The organism is Bacteroides sp. HF-4919 (genome assembly GCF_018860125.1).
The window spans coordinates 80,373-94,531 of sequence record NZ_JAHKNF010000011.1 but is presented as its reverse complement, the minus strand read 5'-3'; the positions used below and the strand labels follow the sequence as shown (position 1 = coordinate 94,531).

The 14,159-nt window shown below is 43.6% G+C and carries 16 protein-coding genes; 9 read left to right on the top strand and 7 right to left on the bottom strand.

Annotation, left to right across the window (positions count from 1 at the left end):
• The first annotated feature begins 100 nt into the window (after positions 1-100).
• Together KO473_RS18305 and KO473_RS18300 are read left to right on the top strand one after the other, a co-directional pair.
• Positions 101-1,660 carry a sensor histidine kinase KdpD gene (locus KO473_RS18305; protein WP_005781458.1) on the top strand — a complete coding sequence of 520 codons (1,560 nt, stop codon included), beginning with the start codon at positions 101-103 and terminating at the stop codon, positions 1,658-1,660.
• Position 1,661: 1 nt separating this feature from the next.
• Positions 1,662-2,363 (top strand): response regulator transcription factor, encoded by a 702-nt coding sequence (locus KO473_RS18300; protein ID WP_005781457.1) that lies wholly within the window; start codon positions 1,662-1,664, stop codon positions 2,361-2,363.
• 75 nt (positions 2,364-2,438) lie between these two features.
• Here the strand turns inward: KO473_RS18300 and KO473_RS18295 are convergent, their stop codons facing one another.
• Complete coding sequence (locus KO473_RS18295; protein ID WP_005781456.1) at positions 2,439-2,615, bottom strand: hypothetical protein; 177 nt, start codon at positions 2,613-2,615, stop codon at positions 2,439-2,441.
• A gap of 138 nt (positions 2,616-2,753) precedes the next feature.
• Complete coding sequence (locus tag KO473_RS18290; protein ID WP_005781455.1) at positions 2,754-3,200, bottom strand: MarR family winged helix-turn-helix transcriptional regulator; 447 nt, start codon at positions 3,198-3,200, stop codon at positions 2,754-2,756.
• Positions 3,201-3,361: 161 nt separating this feature from the next.
• Between KO473_RS18290 and rpsF the strand changes: the two genes are divergently transcribed.
• Genes rpsF through rplI form a run of 3 tightly spaced genes read left to right on the top strand, consistent with a single transcriptional unit; the run spans position 3,362 to position 4,436 of the window.
• On the top strand, positions 3,362-3,706 hold the full coding sequence (gene rpsF / locus KO473_RS18285; RefSeq protein ID WP_005781453.1) for a 30S ribosomal protein S6: 345 nt from the start codon (positions 3,362-3,364) through the stop codon (positions 3,704-3,706).
• Between the two features lie 2 nt (positions 3,707-3,708).
• Positions 3,709-3,981 carry a 30S ribosomal protein S18 gene (gene rpsR / locus KO473_RS18280; RefSeq protein ID WP_005781450.1) on the top strand — a complete coding sequence of 91 codons (273 nt, stop codon included), beginning with the start codon at positions 3,709-3,711 and terminating at the stop codon, positions 3,979-3,981.
• 11 nt (positions 3,982-3,992) lie between these two features.
• Positions 3,993-4,436: a 50S ribosomal protein L9 gene (gene rplI / locus KO473_RS18275; RefSeq protein ID WP_005781448.1), complete on the top strand. Its 444-nt coding sequence runs from the start codon at positions 3,993-3,995 to the stop codon at positions 4,434-4,436.
• A 230-nt stretch (positions 4,437-4,666) separates the two neighbouring features.
• On the opposite strand, the gene KO473_RS18270 is transcribed toward rplI, so the two are convergent.
• A complete protein-coding gene (locus tag KO473_RS18270; protein WP_005790940.1) occupies positions 4,667-4,885 on the bottom strand; it encodes a hypothetical protein in 219 nt (72 codons plus the stop codon).
• 158 nt (positions 4,886-5,043) lie between these two features.
• Positions 5,044-6,717, bottom strand: coding sequence for a long-chain fatty acid--CoA ligase (locus tag KO473_RS18265; RefSeq protein ID WP_005808472.1), 1,674 nt, complete (start codon positions 6,715-6,717; stop codon positions 5,044-5,046).
• 139 nt (positions 6,718-6,856) lie between these two features.
• Between KO473_RS18265 and mtaB the strand changes: the two genes are divergently transcribed.
• Genes mtaB through KO473_RS18245 form a run of 4 tightly spaced genes read left to right on the top strand, consistent with a single transcriptional unit; the run spans position 6,857 to position 10,622 of the window.
• Positions 6,857-8,176: a tRNA (N(6)-L-threonylcarbamoyladenosine(37)-C(2))-methylthiotransferase MtaB gene (gene mtaB / locus KO473_RS18260; RefSeq protein WP_005808470.1), complete on the top strand. Its 1,320-nt coding sequence runs from the start codon at positions 6,857-6,859 to the stop codon at positions 8,174-8,176.
• A 2-nt stretch (positions 8,177-8,178) separates the two neighbouring features.
• Positions 8,179-9,075 carry a lysophospholipid acyltransferase family protein gene (locus KO473_RS18255; RefSeq protein ID WP_032537576.1) on the top strand — a complete coding sequence of 299 codons (897 nt, stop codon included), beginning with the start codon at positions 8,179-8,181 and terminating at the stop codon, positions 9,073-9,075.
• A complete protein-coding gene (locus KO473_RS18250) occupies positions 9,068-10,099 on the top strand; it encodes a glycosyltransferase family 2 protein (RefSeq protein ID WP_005808466.1) in 1,032 nt (343 codons plus the stop codon). The genes KO473_RS18255 and KO473_RS18250 overlap by 8 nt, the downstream gene beginning before the upstream one ends.
• A gap of 4 nt (positions 10,100-10,103) precedes the next feature.
• Positions 10,104-10,622: a methylglyoxal synthase gene (locus tag KO473_RS18245; RefSeq protein WP_005781440.1), complete on the top strand. Its 519-nt coding sequence runs from the start codon at positions 10,104-10,106 to the stop codon at positions 10,620-10,622.
• 563 nt (positions 10,623-11,185) lie between these two features.
• On the opposite strand, the gene KO473_RS18240 is transcribed toward KO473_RS18245, so the two are convergent.
• From KO473_RS18240 to KO473_RS18230, 3 genes are read right to left on the bottom strand one after another with little or no spacing between them, the layout of a single operon-like run.
• The gene (locus KO473_RS18240) at positions 11,186-12,607 is read right to left on the bottom strand and encodes a TlpA disulfide reductase family protein (RefSeq protein WP_005821827.1); all 1,422 of its coding nucleotides are present in this window, start codon (positions 12,605-12,607) and stop codon (positions 11,186-11,188) included.
• A gap of 23 nt (positions 12,608-12,630) precedes the next feature.
• Positions 12,631-12,999: a dihydroneopterin aldolase gene (folB, locus tag KO473_RS18235; RefSeq protein WP_005781435.1), complete on the bottom strand. Its 369-nt coding sequence runs from the start codon at positions 12,997-12,999 to the stop codon at positions 12,631-12,633.
• A 51-nt stretch (positions 13,000-13,050) separates the two neighbouring features.
• On the bottom strand, positions 13,051-14,082 hold the full coding sequence (locus KO473_RS18230; RefSeq protein WP_005781433.1) for an acyltransferase family protein: 1,032 nt from the start codon (positions 14,080-14,082) through the stop codon (positions 13,051-13,053).
• Positions 14,083-14,159 lie beyond the last annotated feature (77 nt).

Sequence of the window (14,159 nt, the reverse complement as noted above, 5' to 3'; positions counted from 1 at the left end):
TACGACCTAAAAAACGTCTTTCGGTTAATTATAGAGAACATCCTGTTAAAACAGGTTAAGCTGTTAGGAGTGTTAATTAGGGAGTGTTAATTTTGTTGCTATGAAAAAGTCAACAATCTGGATATTAGGCATTATTATGGGTCTTTCCTTTCTGAGTTTGCTCTATTTACAAGTGAGCTACATCGAAGAAATGGTGAAGATGCGTAAAGAACAATTTAATACATCCGTGCGAAATGCTTTGTTTCAGGTTTCAAAGGATGTGGAGTATGATGAAACGCAACGTTGGCTGTTAGAAGACATTACTGAAGCGGAACGTAGAGCACTGGCTCAGTCTTCTTCTACTACCGAACAGAAAAATGGTTTGATTCAGCAATCGGAGCGTTATAGGTTCAAGTCACCGGACGGAACCCTGTATTCGGAGTTTGAACTAAAGATGATTACCACCGAGCCGTCGAAGGTGCCAAAAGCCATGATTTCGGAGAGACATGGCCGGAATACCATTCCGCAGACATCGCGAAGCTTGACCGACGCTATTAAAAATAGGTATATGTATCAGCGTTTCCTGCTCGACGATGTAGCCTTGCGGATGATTTACAAAGCAAGCGATAAGTCGATTGGCGAACGGGTGAACTTTAAGAAGCTGGATAATTATCTGAAGTCTAACTTTATTAATAATGGTATAGAGCTGCTATATCATTTTTCGGTAATCGATAAAGATGGACGTGAGGTATATCGCTGTTCGGATTACGAAGAGGGAGGAAGTGAGGATTCTTATACCCAACCTCTGTTCCAAAATGATCCGCCTGCGAAGATGAGTATTGTGAAGGTGCACTTTCCGGGAAAGAAAGATTATATCTTCGACTCGGTTAGTTTTATGATCCCTTCGATGATATTCACTTTCGTACTGTTGATTACATTCATCTTCACTATCTACATCGTCTTCCGCCAGAAGAAGCTGACAGAAATGAAGAATGACTTTATCAACAATATGACACACGAGTTCAAGACACCGATATCTACCATCTCGCTTGCCGCGCAGATGCTGAAAGATCCCGCAGTCGGGAAATCACCGCAGATGTTCCAGCATATATCGGGAGTCATTAATGATGAAACGAAGCGGTTGAGATTCCAGGTGGAGAAAGTTCTTCAGATGTCTATGTTCGACAGACAGAAAGCAACACTGAAGATGAAAGAACTCGATGCCAATGAGTTGATTACCGGGGTTATCAATACGTTCGCTCTGAAGGTGGAACGCTATAATGGTAAGATTACATCGAACCTTGAGGCTACCAATCCTGTTATATTTGCGGACGAAATGCATATCACCAATGTGATATTCAACCTGATGGATAACGCGGTGAAATACAAGAAGCCCGAAGAAGACCTGGTGCTCGACGTGAGAACTTGGAACGAACCCGGTAAACTGATGATTTCGATACAGGACAACGGTATTGGTATTAAAAAAGAAAACCTGAAGAAGGTGTTTGATAAGTTCTATCGCGTGCATACAGGTAATCTGCACGATGTAAAAGGTTTCGGTCTGGGACTGGCTTATGTGAAAAAGATTATTCAGGATCATAAGGGAACCATCCGGGCGGAGAGTGAACTGAATGTAGGAACTAAATTTATTATTGCATTACCTTTATTAAAAAATGATTGATATGGACGAGAAACTGCGTATTTTATTATGCGAGGATGATGAAAATCTTGGCATGCTTTTAAGAGAATATTTACAGGCGAAAGGTTACTCTGCTGAGTTGTATCCTGATGGAGAAGCCGGATTTAAGGCTTTCCTGAAGAATAAATATGACTTGTGCGTGTTCGACGTGATGATGCCTAAGAAAGATGGTTTCACGCTGGCACAGGAGGTTCGTGCGGCCAACGCTGAAATTCCGATTATCTTCCTGACTGCAAAGACACTCAAGGAGGATATTCTGGAAGGATTTAAGATTGGTGCGGATGATTACATCACCAAACCTTTCAGTATGGAAGAACTTACTTTCAGAATTGAAGCGATCCTGAGACGTGTTCGTGGAAAGAAGAACAAAGAAAGCAATATCTATAAGATCGGTAAGTTTACGTTTGATACACAAAAGCAGATTCTGGCTATCGGTGACAAACAAACTAAGCTGACTACCAAGGAATCGGAATTGCTGGGATTGTTGTGTGCACATGCCAACGAGATTTTGCAGCGTGACTTTGCTTTGAAGACTATCTGGATTGATGATAACTATTTCAATGCCCGTAGTATGGACGTATATATCACCAAACTGCGTAAGCACCTGAAAGATGATGATTCGATTGAGATTATCAACATCCACGGAAAAGGTTACAAGTTGATTACCCCCGAACCGGAATCATAATGGAGAGGGGGATATACAGAAATAAAAAAGCCGGAAAACGAATGTTTTCCGGCTTTTTTATTTCTGTTGAAAATATTAATCCGCAATTCTTTTATTGATCGCAATGTAAGAAATGAGTCCGAGTACCACCAATACTATCGAGCCTCCCAGGATAGCGTTGTTGTTCACGTCTCCGGTCAGAGAACAAACAATCAGAATGATTATTCCGACTAAGATTAATATCAATCCTAAATTCTTTAATAAGCCTTTCATGTGTGTGTATTTTAATAGATTATTATATTCCAGTCACAAATTAACGCATAATTCTTTAACGAGCGAAATTATTTTCGCAAAAAAACCATTAATTAGCCATAAATAGTTGATTTGGTTGCTTTCACTTCTCCGTATTGATTAATCTTTGGTATTGAAAAATATCTTTCTCAATACTTCCTGGCTTACGCTTAATTCTTCGACTGTGATGCCGTGCAACGCCTCTTTCAGTGTCCGGTTGGCTATAACACGGGCTTTTTCTTCCAGTTCTTTTCCTGTTTTGGTCAGGTGGATCAGATTGGTACGACGGTCCTTTTTGTCGGAGATACGGACAACCAGATGCTGGCGTTCCATATTGTCGATTAAGCGGGTCATACTCGGTTTATCTTTAAAAGTTGCATTGCACAACTCTTGTTGGGTCACTCCGTCTTTTTCCCAGAGAAAAATAAGAACCGTCCATTGTTCCGGGCTGATCTCCAGACCGTTCTGTCTGAAGTTACGGTATAGCTTACGGTTGATGGCGGCAGAAACTTTGCCATTCAGGATAGCAAAGATTAGTCTGATATCAAAATTAAATTGTTCGATCATGAAATTATTGTTTAAGCAACTTTGCAAAGATAAATGTCTTCTTCGACAAATCCTATCCCGTGGCATAAAAAAAGATTAAATGTTTGCAGTTCAAAATAAAATGCCTACCTTTGCACCGCATTTTTAAAATCAAATAATTTATTTATTTAATTAAAACGAGTATGAATCAATACGAAACCGTTTTCATTTTAACTCCCGTTTTGTCTGATGTTCAGATGAAGGAAGCGGTAGAAAAATTCAAAGGCATTCTTCAGGCTGAAGGTGCTGAGATTATCAATGAAGAAAACTGGGGACTGAAGAAACTGGCTTATCCAATCCAGAAGAAGTCTACAGGATTCTATCAGCTGATTGAGTTCAATGCAGAACCTACTGTTATTGACAAGTTGGAATTAAATTTCCGTCGTGATGAACGCGTAATCCGTTTCCTGACTTTCAGAATGGATAAATACGCTGCAGAATATGCTGCAAAGAGAAGAAGTGTTAAATCAAACAAAAAGGAGGATTAATCATGGCACAACAAGTTCAATCAGAAATCAGATATTTAACTCCGCCTTCAGTAGACGTTAAGAAGAAAAAATACTGCCGTTTCAAAAAGAGCGGTATTAGGTATATTGACTACAAAGATCCTGAATTCTTGAAGAAATTCTTGAATGAGCAGGGTAAGATCCTTCCGCGCCGTATCACCGGTACTTCTTTGAAGTTCCAGCGTCGTATTGCGCAGGCTGTGAAGAGAGCACGTCACTTGGCGTTACTTCCATTTGTAACTGACATGATGAAATAAGGAGGAAAAGTATGGAAATTATATTGAAAGAAGACGTAGTAAACTTGGGTTATAAGAATGACATCGTAACTGTTAAGTCTGGTTATGGTCGTAATTACTTGATCCCCACTGGAAAAGCTGTTATTGCTTCTCCTTCTGCAAAGAAAATGTTGGCTGAAGAACTGAAACAGCGTGCTCACAAACTTGAGAAGATTAAGAAGGATGCTGAAGCATTGGCTGCTAAATTAGAAGGTGTATCATTGACTATTGCTACAAAAGTTAGCTCAACCGGTACTATCTTCGGTTCTGTTGGTAACATCCAGATCGCTGAGGAATTGGCTAAGTTGGGTCACGAGATCGACAGAAAGATCATCGTTGTAAAAGACGCTGTGAAAGAAGTTGGTTCTTATAAAGCTATCGTTAAACTGCACAAAGAAGTTTCTGTAGAAATTCCTTTCGAAGTAGTAGCTGAATAAGTAGTATATAATACCGAGATATAAGGAAAGGGTGTTCTTGAAAAAGAATACCCTTTTTTAGTATCCTTATGTGGCGTTACAATATTAGCTTTCTTTTGATTACGGTATGGGTGGTAGGTATCTGGAAGAACGTGTTTTGAGGAGGAGGGAGGAGAGCTAAGGACATAAAAAAAAGTCTGTACGTGCTTTTTGCACGGCAGACTTTCAATTCTCTCTAATGTTGTTCGAGATTATTCAGCTACAACAGTTTCAGTTACTACTGTAGTGTCAGCTGCGATAGTATCAGCTGCCTGAGCTGCTGCTTCAGCTGCAGCTGCTTCTACTGCTGCGATAGAGTCAGCGATACGGATAGAATCTGCAGTTGCTTTTTCAGCGTCAGCTGCTTTGTTACCACAAGATGCGAATGATACTGCTGCGATAGCTACGAACATCAAAACTAATTTTTTCATTTTCTTTGCTTTTTAAATCTGTAATACAATCAATTGCTTATTAAAACGATGCAAAGGTATGTACTTTTTGCATATGTTGTACTCCTAAACCCAACTTTTTTTTATTTTTTTTTTAGAAGAATGTTTCATTATGTTTTTTTGTATGTTTTAAAACATATCTAATCTTCTGCTATACTGTTATATAGATAGCGTTTGATACTTCTTTTCGGAGTCTTCTCAAACTCAGTGGGGTAGAGTTGAATCTGGCTTACTTTTTCGTAGGCTGCCACGCTATTATTCAAATTCTTCAGGTTTTCGTCCATAATCGTTTTCAGGTTATCTTCGTGGTTGAGTCCTAAAGAATCCAGCGCTTCATAATCGGCATATACCAAGGCAACCAGTTTCTTGTTTCGTTCTATGATAAGACTTTCGAGAATGAAAGGCAGATTATTAAGTTTAGCCTCAATTTCTTCGGGGAAGATGTTCTGTCCGCTCGAACTGAGTATCATCGTCTTCAGGCGGCCACGGATGAAAATATTACCTTCATCGTCCATAGTGCCTAAGTCCCCGGTGCGCAACCAACCGTCTTTAGTGAAAACTTCGCGGGTGGCTTCCGGATTTTTATAATATCCCGTCATTACGTTTTCTCCACGCACTTGTATTTCTCCGGTACCGGCTTCCGGATTCTCCTTATAAATACGGGCTTCCATGATATCGAGTATTTTACCTGATGAGGAAGGGACGAATTTATCCCAGGGAGCATAACTGATGAGCGGCCCACATTCCGTCATGCCGTAGCCAATGGTGAAAGGGAACTTGATTTTATGGAAAAACTCTTCTACTTCCGGGTTCATAGCGGCTCCGCCGATAATAATTTCCTTGAAACGTCCTCCAAGGGCATCGATCAGCTTCTTGCGAATCTGTCCGTATATCTGGCTGTCGAGAAGGGGGATGCTCAACGCCCATTTCATGCCTTTCTTGCTGATAATGGGTTGGATTACATTTTTATAGATCTTCTCGATGACAAGCGGTACTGTGATAATCAGGTTGGGTTTGACCTCTTCGAAAGCTTTCATTATGATTTTGGGGGAGGGAACTTTGCCAAGCAGGGTTACGTGCGTGCCAACTGCCGTAGCTGTCAGAAAGTCGAAAGCACATCCGTAAGCATGGGCAAGTGGGAGGAAAGAGAGCACTTTATCACCTTTTTTTAGCAATTCCGTTCGGATACCGAAAGTCACATTACCGGCCAGGTTGTTGCCGGTCAGCATTACCCCTTTACTGAATCCGGTAGTGCCGGAGGTATAATTCAGTAACATAACCTTGTCGTTGGACAAGGTGGTGTAAAGGACATCTTCTTTTTGGAATCCTTTCGGGTAAGTTTCTTCCATGCACTGATTGATATGTTTCAGGAATTTCTGAACCGTTTCGCCGTCGCGTTGGTGCAGGCAACGGAAGTCTGTCAGTGAAAAGACGGCACGGATGCCGGTCAGTCGTTCTTCTTCCAAAGTTTCCCAGATGGTGTCGCTGGTGAAAAGGAAGACAGATTCAGAATGATTTACGATATGGTGTACATCATTCGGATTGAAGTCTTGCAAGATAGGTACTACGATGGCCCCGTAGGTAATGGTCGCCATGTAGGCGATGCACCAACGGGCATTATTTTTTCCGATGACTGCGATTTTATCTCCCCGGCGCAAACTACAGTGCTTGAAAAGCAAATGAAGTTTGGCTATTTCTTCGGCTACTTCACCGTAAGTATAACTTTCCGGTTCACCATAATTGGTGTAGCAGGGCAAATCCCAGTTTTCACGGAAACTATTTTCGTAGAGTTTTATAAAGTTTTCTTTTATCATTGCACGTTTTTTGAAGATTTGTGCAAAAGTAGGTATAAACTTTCAGAATAGAAAACCTCTAACTCCTTTTAACTCCTTCTGCATCTTTACTCCTAATAATAATGTGTAACTTTGTACCGAATATGCGTTTTTACAGATTATGATAGATACCACTGTATTTCAAGATAAGACAGCCGTTTACTATACTTTAGGCTGCAAGCTGAATTTCTCAGAGACTTCGACGATTGGTAAAATCCTGCGTGAGGCAGGTGTGCGTACGGCCCGGAAAGGTGAAAAGGCTGACCTTTGCATTGTCAATACCTGTTCGGTGACCGAGATGGCGGACAAGAAGTGCCGTCAGGCTATTCACCGCCTGGTGAAACAACATCCCGGTGCGTTTGTGGTGGTGACAGGTTGCTATGCCCAGCTGAAACCCGGTGATGTGGCAAAGATAGAGGGAGTGGACGTTGTGCTTGGTGCGGAACAAAAGAAAGACCTGCTTCAATACCTGGGCGACTTGCATAAACACGAAGGAGGAGAGGCTTATACAACCGCAACGAAAGATATCCGTTCCTTTGCCCCGTCTTGTTCAAGAGGTGACCGTACCCGCTTTTTCCTGAAAGTACAGGATGGGTGCGATTACTTTTGTTCTTACTGTACCATTCCTTTTGCCCGTGGACGGAGTCGCAACGGGACTGTCGCATCTTTGGTGGAGCAGGCACGGCAGGCTGCTGCCGAAGGTGGGAAAGAGATTGTGCTGACCGGAGTCAATATCGGAGATTTCGGAAAATCTACCGGCGAGACTTTCTTCGATTTGGTGAAAGCACTCGATCAGGTAGAAGGCATTGAGCGTTATCGCATTTCTTCTATTGAGCCCAATCTGCTGACGGACGAGATTATAGAATATGTGTCCACCTCCCGCAGCTTCATGCCTCATTTCCATATCCCTTTGCAGTCCGGTTGCGATGAAGTGCTCCAGTTGATGCGCCGTCGGTATGGGACGGAACTTTTTGCTTCGAAGATTGCAAAGATAAAAGAGGTGATGCCTGATGCGTTTATCGGCGTGGACGTAATTGTGGGTACACGTGGCGAAACCGACGAGTATTTTGAAAAAGCCTATGAATTTATTTCCGGACTGGATATCACGCAATTGCATGTGTTCAGTTATTCGGAACGTCCCGGTACCCAGGCACTGAAGATAGACCATGTGGTGACTCCCGAGGCGAAGCATCAGCGAAGCCAGCGTTTGCTTGCGTTGTCGGATGGGAAAACGAAGGACTTTTATGCCCGTCATATCGGCCAGACCATGCCTGTCCTGATGGAGAAACCTAAGGCAGGAGCGCCTATGCACGGCTTTACGGCAAACTACATTCGTGTAGAGGTGGAAAGTGACCCGGCATTGGATAATCAAGTAGTAAATGTTCTCTTGGGAGATTTTAACGAAGATGGCACTGCACTGAAAGGAACTATAACACAATAAACATGAAATCGAAACTTCTTTATTTGTTAACCTATGTGGGGATGTGGCTTTTGGCTATTCTTCCGTTTCCGGTGTTGTATGCCCTGTCCGATTTTATTTACTTCTGGTTGTACCACGTGATCGGTTACCGGAGAAAGGTGGTGGGTACCAATCTGAAGAACTCTTTTCCGGAGAAGTCGGCAGCAGAATTGAAGGCCATTGAACGTAAGTTCTATCATTACCTTTGCGACTATATGCTCGAAGATGTGAAAATGTTGCGCATGTCCGAGAAAGAGCTTTGCAAACGTATGACTTACGAAAACAAGGAAGCTTATCTCCGGATGATTGACGAACGGGGCGGGATTGTCCTGCTGATCCCCCACTATGCTAATTTCGAATGGATTACGGGGATGGGGATGATTATGCGTCCCGGCGATGTACCTGTACAGGTATACAAACCTTTGAAAGATGTTTATCTGGATGGTCTTTTCAAGTACATCCGCAGCCGCTTCGGAGGGTACAACGTGCCGAAGCACTCCACCGCCCGCGAAGTGATCAGGCTGAGACGTGACGGCAAGAAGATGGCTATCGGACTGATTACCGACCAATCGCCCAATACGAACGAGGCGCACCATTGGACTACTTTTTTGAATCAGGACACGGTGTTCATGGATGGTGCCGAGCGCATTGCCAAGATGATGGACTTTCCGGTTTTCTATTGTGAGTTGCGCAAGGAGCGGAGAGGGTATTGCCGCGTAGAGTTCGATCTGGTCACTGATCGTCCGAAAGAAACCGCCGATGGTGAGATTACCGAAATCTTTGCCCGCAGATTGGAGCAGACCATCCGGAAGGAACCTGCTTACTGGCTTTGGTCACATAAGCGCTGGAAGCTGAAACGCCCCGAAAAGAAAGATGAATAAGATATCTGTCGTTATATTGAACTGGAACGGTTGCGAAATGCTCCGTTCGTTTCTTCCCTCCGTACTCCGGCATTCCGAGGCGGAAGGTGTGGAAGTTTGTGTGGCTGATAATGGTTCTACAGATCAGTCGGTAGAGATGCTGCGGCACGAGTTCCCTTCGGTTCGCCAGATTCTGCTGGATGAAAATCATGGTTTTGCCGACGGTTATAACTTTGCCCTCCAACAGGTGGAAGCCGAATATGTAGTTCTGCTGAATTCTGATGTAGAAGTAACAGAGCACTGGCTGCAACCGATGGCTGATTATTTGGATACCCATCCGGAGGTTGCTGCCTGCCAGCCTAAGATACTCAGTTGGCGACAAAAGGACCTGTTTGAATATGCCGGCGCTTCCGGCGGATTCATCGACCGTTATGGTTATCCGTTTTGCCGGGGACGGGTGATGGGAGTGGTTGAGGCGGATAAAGGACAATATGATACAGTATTCCCCGTGTTCTGGGCTACCGGTGCCGCCCTGTTCATTCGTCTGGCAGATTATCGTGAGGCAGGCGGGCTTGACGGGCGTTTTTTTGCCCATATGGAAGAGATAGACCTTTGCTGGAGGCTTCGTGCCCGTGGACGGGGGATCGTTTGCATTCCTCAAAGTACGGTGTATCATGTAGGAGGGGCCACATTGAAAAAAGAAAATCCGCATAAAACCTTCCTCAACTTTCGTAATAATCTTGTCATGCTCTATAAGAATCTTCCGGATGAAGAGCTGCCCAGAGTGATGCGGGTACGTTGCTGGCTCGATTACATTGCGGCAGCTACGTTTGTTCTTAAAGGACAGCTGCCCAACGCAAAGGCCGTTCTCCATGCCCGTCGTGAATTTAAACAATTGCGCGATAGCTTCCGAGATGCAAGAATGGAGAATCTCAGAAAAACTTCCTCACACTTTATTCCCGAACGGATAAAAAGTAGTATCTTAGTGCAGTTCTATGTGAAAGGGCGGAAGTTCTTTTCGCAATTACCAGATTTTAAAGGATAACGTTATGGAAAAACTAATTCGAAGAATCGGGCTGGTAGCACACGATGCTATGAAAAAAGACCTGATTGAATGGGTTCTTTGGAACTCGGAGTTATTGATGGGACATAAGTTTTATTGTACAGGTACCACCGGTACGCTGATACTGGAAGCATTGAAAGAGAAACATCCCGATGTGGAATGGGATTTTACCATTCTGAAGTCAGGTCCTTTGGGGGGTGACCAGCAGATGGGATCGCGTATTGTGGACGGAGAGATCGATTATCTTTTCTTCTTCACTGACCCGATGACCCTGCAACCGCACGACACGGATGTAAAGGCACTGACCCGTCTGGCAAGTGTAGAGAACATTGTTTTCTGCTGCAACCGTTCCACTGCTGATCATATTATTTCGAGTCCGCTCTTTGTTGATCCGGATTACGAACGGACACATCCGGACTACTCCGGCTATACGAAACGTTTCGAAAACAAACCGGTAGTTACCGAAGCGGTAGAATCGGTGAAGAAAAGAAAGAGAAAGAAATAAGAGCCTATTCGGCTGCAAGTATATTTCACTACAGAGTACACAGAGGGCACGGAGCTTTAATTATATAGAATTACTATATAATAACTCCGCGCCCTCTGTGTGTTCGGTGGTACATCTACTTTGTGGCGTATCGGTTTTGCCTGTCGTTTATCTTTCTGTTTTTGTCAAGAGCAGATTTATGTATTGTTAACTTCCAAGCCTTCATCTTTCCCGCCGTTGATTATCAATAGGAGAAAAAAGATTATCTTCTGATGAAAAAACATTTTCATGCCGGGAAATGTGTCCCGACATACCGGGAAAAGTATCGGAAGCAACCGTCTGAATGAGTAAAACTCAGGCTCTAAATGGGGGGAACACCGGCTCTGCAGGCTTTAAACCAACGCTCTTCCGGAATTTTTTGATGCAGGTACAAAAAAATAGGGAGAAACATTTATTCCTCCCTATTACCGTATTTTAATTCGAATATACTTTATGATTACATAGGCAAAGATACTCTGTTTTCTTGCAGAAGTCAAGCTTTTGCCTGTTTTTATTTTTCCAATGATCCGGTCGGGAATATGTTTTCACTCATTATAATAGGTGCTCAACTGTTCTATTACCTTTTCCGGTTCGTCCGGGGCGGCTGCGTGTCGGACAGCTATTTTTCCTGTTTTATCAATAACTACAAAGCAGGGGATACTCAGTATTTGCCGTTCGTTTCCAAGTTCGGCATACAACGATTTTCCTAACTTTTCGTTTACCAATAAGTGATAGCCTTTCAGTTGGTGATATCCGATGGTTTTCTCCCATTTCTCCTTGTCCTGAGGGCGGTCTATCGAGATGTATAGGTACACAATGTCCATGTTATGTGTTTTTTCTTTGAGGGCGGGCAGGTATTGGAACTTTTTGATGCATGGGCCGCACCAGGTAGCCCATACGTCGATATAGACCACTTTGCCTTTGAAGGGTTTTACCGCATCTTCCAGATTTTCAACTGTGGAGTCGCAAGGCAGAATGTGATAGTCCTTGTCGTCGATGCGGCTGTTTTGGAAGCGGAGGTTTTTATTAACGCCCGGTTCAAGAACAGATAGAAAGGGGCTATTGGGGAATTCGGCCTTATATCTTTCGTATAGTTGGGGGATTGAGGGAGTGTTTCTTGTTTGAAATTCGTCTTCGTAGATAAGTAGCGCTTGTGCATATTGCAGATTGTCGCCTTTGAAGAATTTCCGGTAACGGTCGAAGCGAAAGGAGCAATAGTCCTTTATCTCTTCGGGTTTGCCGTTTTCCAGTTTTATGAATTGTGCGCCGATCAAGTCGTTTATAAAGAGTCCGATTCCGCGGTAGGAACGCAGATAATCACTGTCTACGGGTTGATTGATGATTTCTGCAAGTTCTTTGCGCCAATTTTCGGTAAAGTTTTCATTTTTCACCAGATACATTGCGACGTGCAGAAAGATAGACCGATGGGTGTAATCGATGTGTGCACGCTGCTCTGCGAGAAACTCTTTGTCGAGTCCGGAGGCATTTACAGAGTCGAGTGCCTGTTTCATCCTGGCATCTGCCAACTGATGATATTGTTCCAATGAAGTCACCCCTTCGAGTTCGTGAGGCTGCATGTATATCAGATTGTCGCTATATTGCTGATAGTCGTCCACCGCTTTCAGACATCGGTTGTAGACCCGGTTGGTGCCACTGAAGTTGATCGTGTCTTTGGCCACAGCGATAGTATCTTTGCTTCCCGGTGTCAGGTAGAGCGTGAAAGAATTATTCCCTTTGGCCCATACATGAATCGTAGTGGGACGGCTCACGCTGAATTCATGAACGAACTGCCCCTGAGGGTCAGCTTGTGCCTTAGTGCCCAAGGTAATGAAGAACAGGTGATCTTTTCCTGTAGGCCAGTAAGCGATTTCGTTGTCCGGGGTGGTCTTGACTACAATTGTCGCAGTTTGTTGTGCGCTGATTTCTCCCGTTAGCAACAACAGGAGGATTAATAAAAGGTTTTTCATCGTATTAGTATATTAATGTTGATTCAGTCTCTCGTGCAATGCATCTCTACTCCGGCAGAGTCGATGTCTGCTCCCATGGGCGGATTCCTTTTCGACAGTTTGATTTCTATCTCACTGATTTTCGGGAAGTCCCGGAAGAGTCTTTTCACGATTCGTCCGCAGGCGTGTTCCAGCAGTTTAGAGGGAATATCCATTTCTTCTTTCAGCGCGGCGTGTATGTCTGCATAGCTGACGGTATCTTCTACTTCATCCGTTTCGGTGGCTTTGCCAAAATCGGTTTTCAACCTCAGGTTGATGATGAACTCGTTGCCAATCGCAGTCTCTTGTGGAGCTACTCCATGATAACTGTAGAAACGGACGTTTTCCAAAAAGATATAATAATGGGTAGTCATAAATATAAAGATTGATATTGTCTTCTGGCAAAGATAAGATAATAAATGCAATTATGATTCCTGTTGTTGCGATTGCTTGGTTTTGATAAAGTCTTTTTGCGCCACAGCCTGCGGAATCAGTTTCAGAAATATGGGAGTTGCGGCAATGCAGATTGTCAGGGTGAGCAATAGCAAGACAATGGCTTGTCCCCATTCATTATGGATAAACCGGCTGACAACCGGATATTCGAAATGTAAAAGGGGGGCATGTATTCCCAATGTAATGACCGAATAACGTCCCAGATAAGAGATGACAGGGAGCTTTTTAAACTTTTTGCAGAAAAGCATAATCATAAAGATGCCGGCAAACGCTGAGGCCCAGAACTGGAAAATGTTGCCTGCATAATTGTTGGTACGCATACCGACAAACGTGGCGGTGAAGTACATCACGACCAAGGCTGCCAGGATACATAGCGGAATCAGTTTGTCGAAACGGTGGGGAAAGAGGAAAAAGTTGTAACGGCGAATCCAGAATCCGGCCACATAGAAGGGCAGGGCGGTCATGGCTATGTCTATGTACAAGGGCAGTTCGATCTGGTGTTTACCCATATAGAATCCGGCGATTCCGATCAGGAGGGTGAGGGCAAACATCAAACCTAACTTCCGGTCGCGCAGGCTGTGGACCAGATAGAACAGGATATTGCAATTGAAAAGTGCCAGTAAAAACCAGATAGGAGGGTTGAACTTGATCAGGGCATGATCATGAAACACAACTAAAAGCTCTGTCCAACTGACCGGGAGTTGAAATACACCCGGAGCAATTTTCCATACAATATACTTCAGGAGGAATGCGCTGAGATAGAAAAAGAGGAAGGGGACGATCAATTTGTTTATCTTCCGGATGAAGAATCCGAAAAGCCCCTCGTACGACTTGAAGAAGATACCTGAGATAAAGAAATAAAGGGGCATACGAAAACTGGCGATCATCGAATGGTAATCGAGCTTTTCGAAAGCTCCACCGATGTGTGCCATCACCACCAGGATGATGCAGACTCCTTTCGTCAAGTCTACAAAATCAATTCGTTTGTTTTTGTCGTCTCCCATTCTGACTGTTTGTGCATTGGTGCAGCAAAGATACTGAATATTACTGAAAAGCAAGAGAGAAGAGCGAAAAACACACC

What these genes read in the sequence shown, in the direction of transcription:
- KO473_RS18305 (WP_005781458.1), top strand. Translation starts at nt 101, where the DNA reads ATGAAAAAGTCAACAATCTGGATATTAGGCATTATTATGGGTCTTTCC.
- KO473_RS18300 (WP_005781457.1), top strand. Translation starts at nt 1,662, where the DNA reads ATGGACGAGAAACTGCGTATTTTATTATGCGAGGATGATGAAAATCTT.
- KO473_RS18295 (WP_005781456.1), bottom strand. Translation starts at nt 2,615, where the DNA reads ATGAAAGGCTTATTAAAGAATTTAGGATTGATATTAATCTTAGTCGGA.
- KO473_RS18290 (WP_005781455.1), bottom strand. Translation starts at nt 3,200, where the DNA reads ATGATCGAACAATTTAATTTTGATATCAGACTAATCTTTGCTATCCTG.
- rpsF (WP_005781453.1), top strand. Translation starts at nt 3,362, where the DNA reads ATGAATCAATACGAAACCGTTTTCATTTTAACTCCCGTTTTGTCTGAT.
- rpsR (WP_005781450.1), top strand. Translation starts at nt 3,709, where the DNA reads ATGGCACAACAAGTTCAATCAGAAATCAGATATTTAACTCCGCCTTCA.
- rplI (WP_005781448.1), top strand. Translation starts at nt 3,993, where the DNA reads ATGGAAATTATATTGAAAGAAGACGTAGTAAACTTGGGTTATAAGAAT.
- KO473_RS18270 (WP_005790940.1), bottom strand. Translation starts at nt 4,885, where the DNA reads ATGAAAAAATTAGTTTTGATGTTCGTAGCTATCGCAGCAGTATCATTC.
- KO473_RS18265 (WP_005808472.1), bottom strand. Translation starts at nt 6,717, where the DNA reads ATGATAAAAGAAAACTTTATAAAACTCTACGAAAATAGTTTCCGTGAA.
- mtaB (WP_005808470.1), top strand. Translation starts at nt 6,857, where the DNA reads ATGATAGATACCACTGTATTTCAAGATAAGACAGCCGTTTACTATACT.
- KO473_RS18255 (WP_032537576.1), top strand. Translation starts at nt 8,179, where the DNA reads ATGAAATCGAAACTTCTTTATTTGTTAACCTATGTGGGGATGTGGCTT.
- KO473_RS18250 (WP_005808466.1), top strand. Translation starts at nt 9,068, where the DNA reads ATGAATAAGATATCTGTCGTTATATTGAACTGGAACGGTTGCGAAATG.
- KO473_RS18245 (WP_005781440.1), top strand. Translation starts at nt 10,104, where the DNA reads ATGGAAAAACTAATTCGAAGAATCGGGCTGGTAGCACACGATGCTATG.
- KO473_RS18240 (WP_005821827.1), bottom strand. Translation starts at nt 12,607, where the DNA reads ATGAAAAACCTTTTATTAATCCTCCTGTTGTTGCTAACGGGAGAAATC.
- folB (WP_005781435.1), bottom strand. Translation starts at nt 12,999, where the DNA reads ATGACTACCCATTATTATATCTTTTTGGAAAACGTCCGTTTCTACAGT.
- KO473_RS18230 (WP_005781433.1), bottom strand. Translation starts at nt 14,082, where the DNA reads ATGGGAGACGACAAAAACAAACGAATTGATTTTGTAGACTTGACGAAA.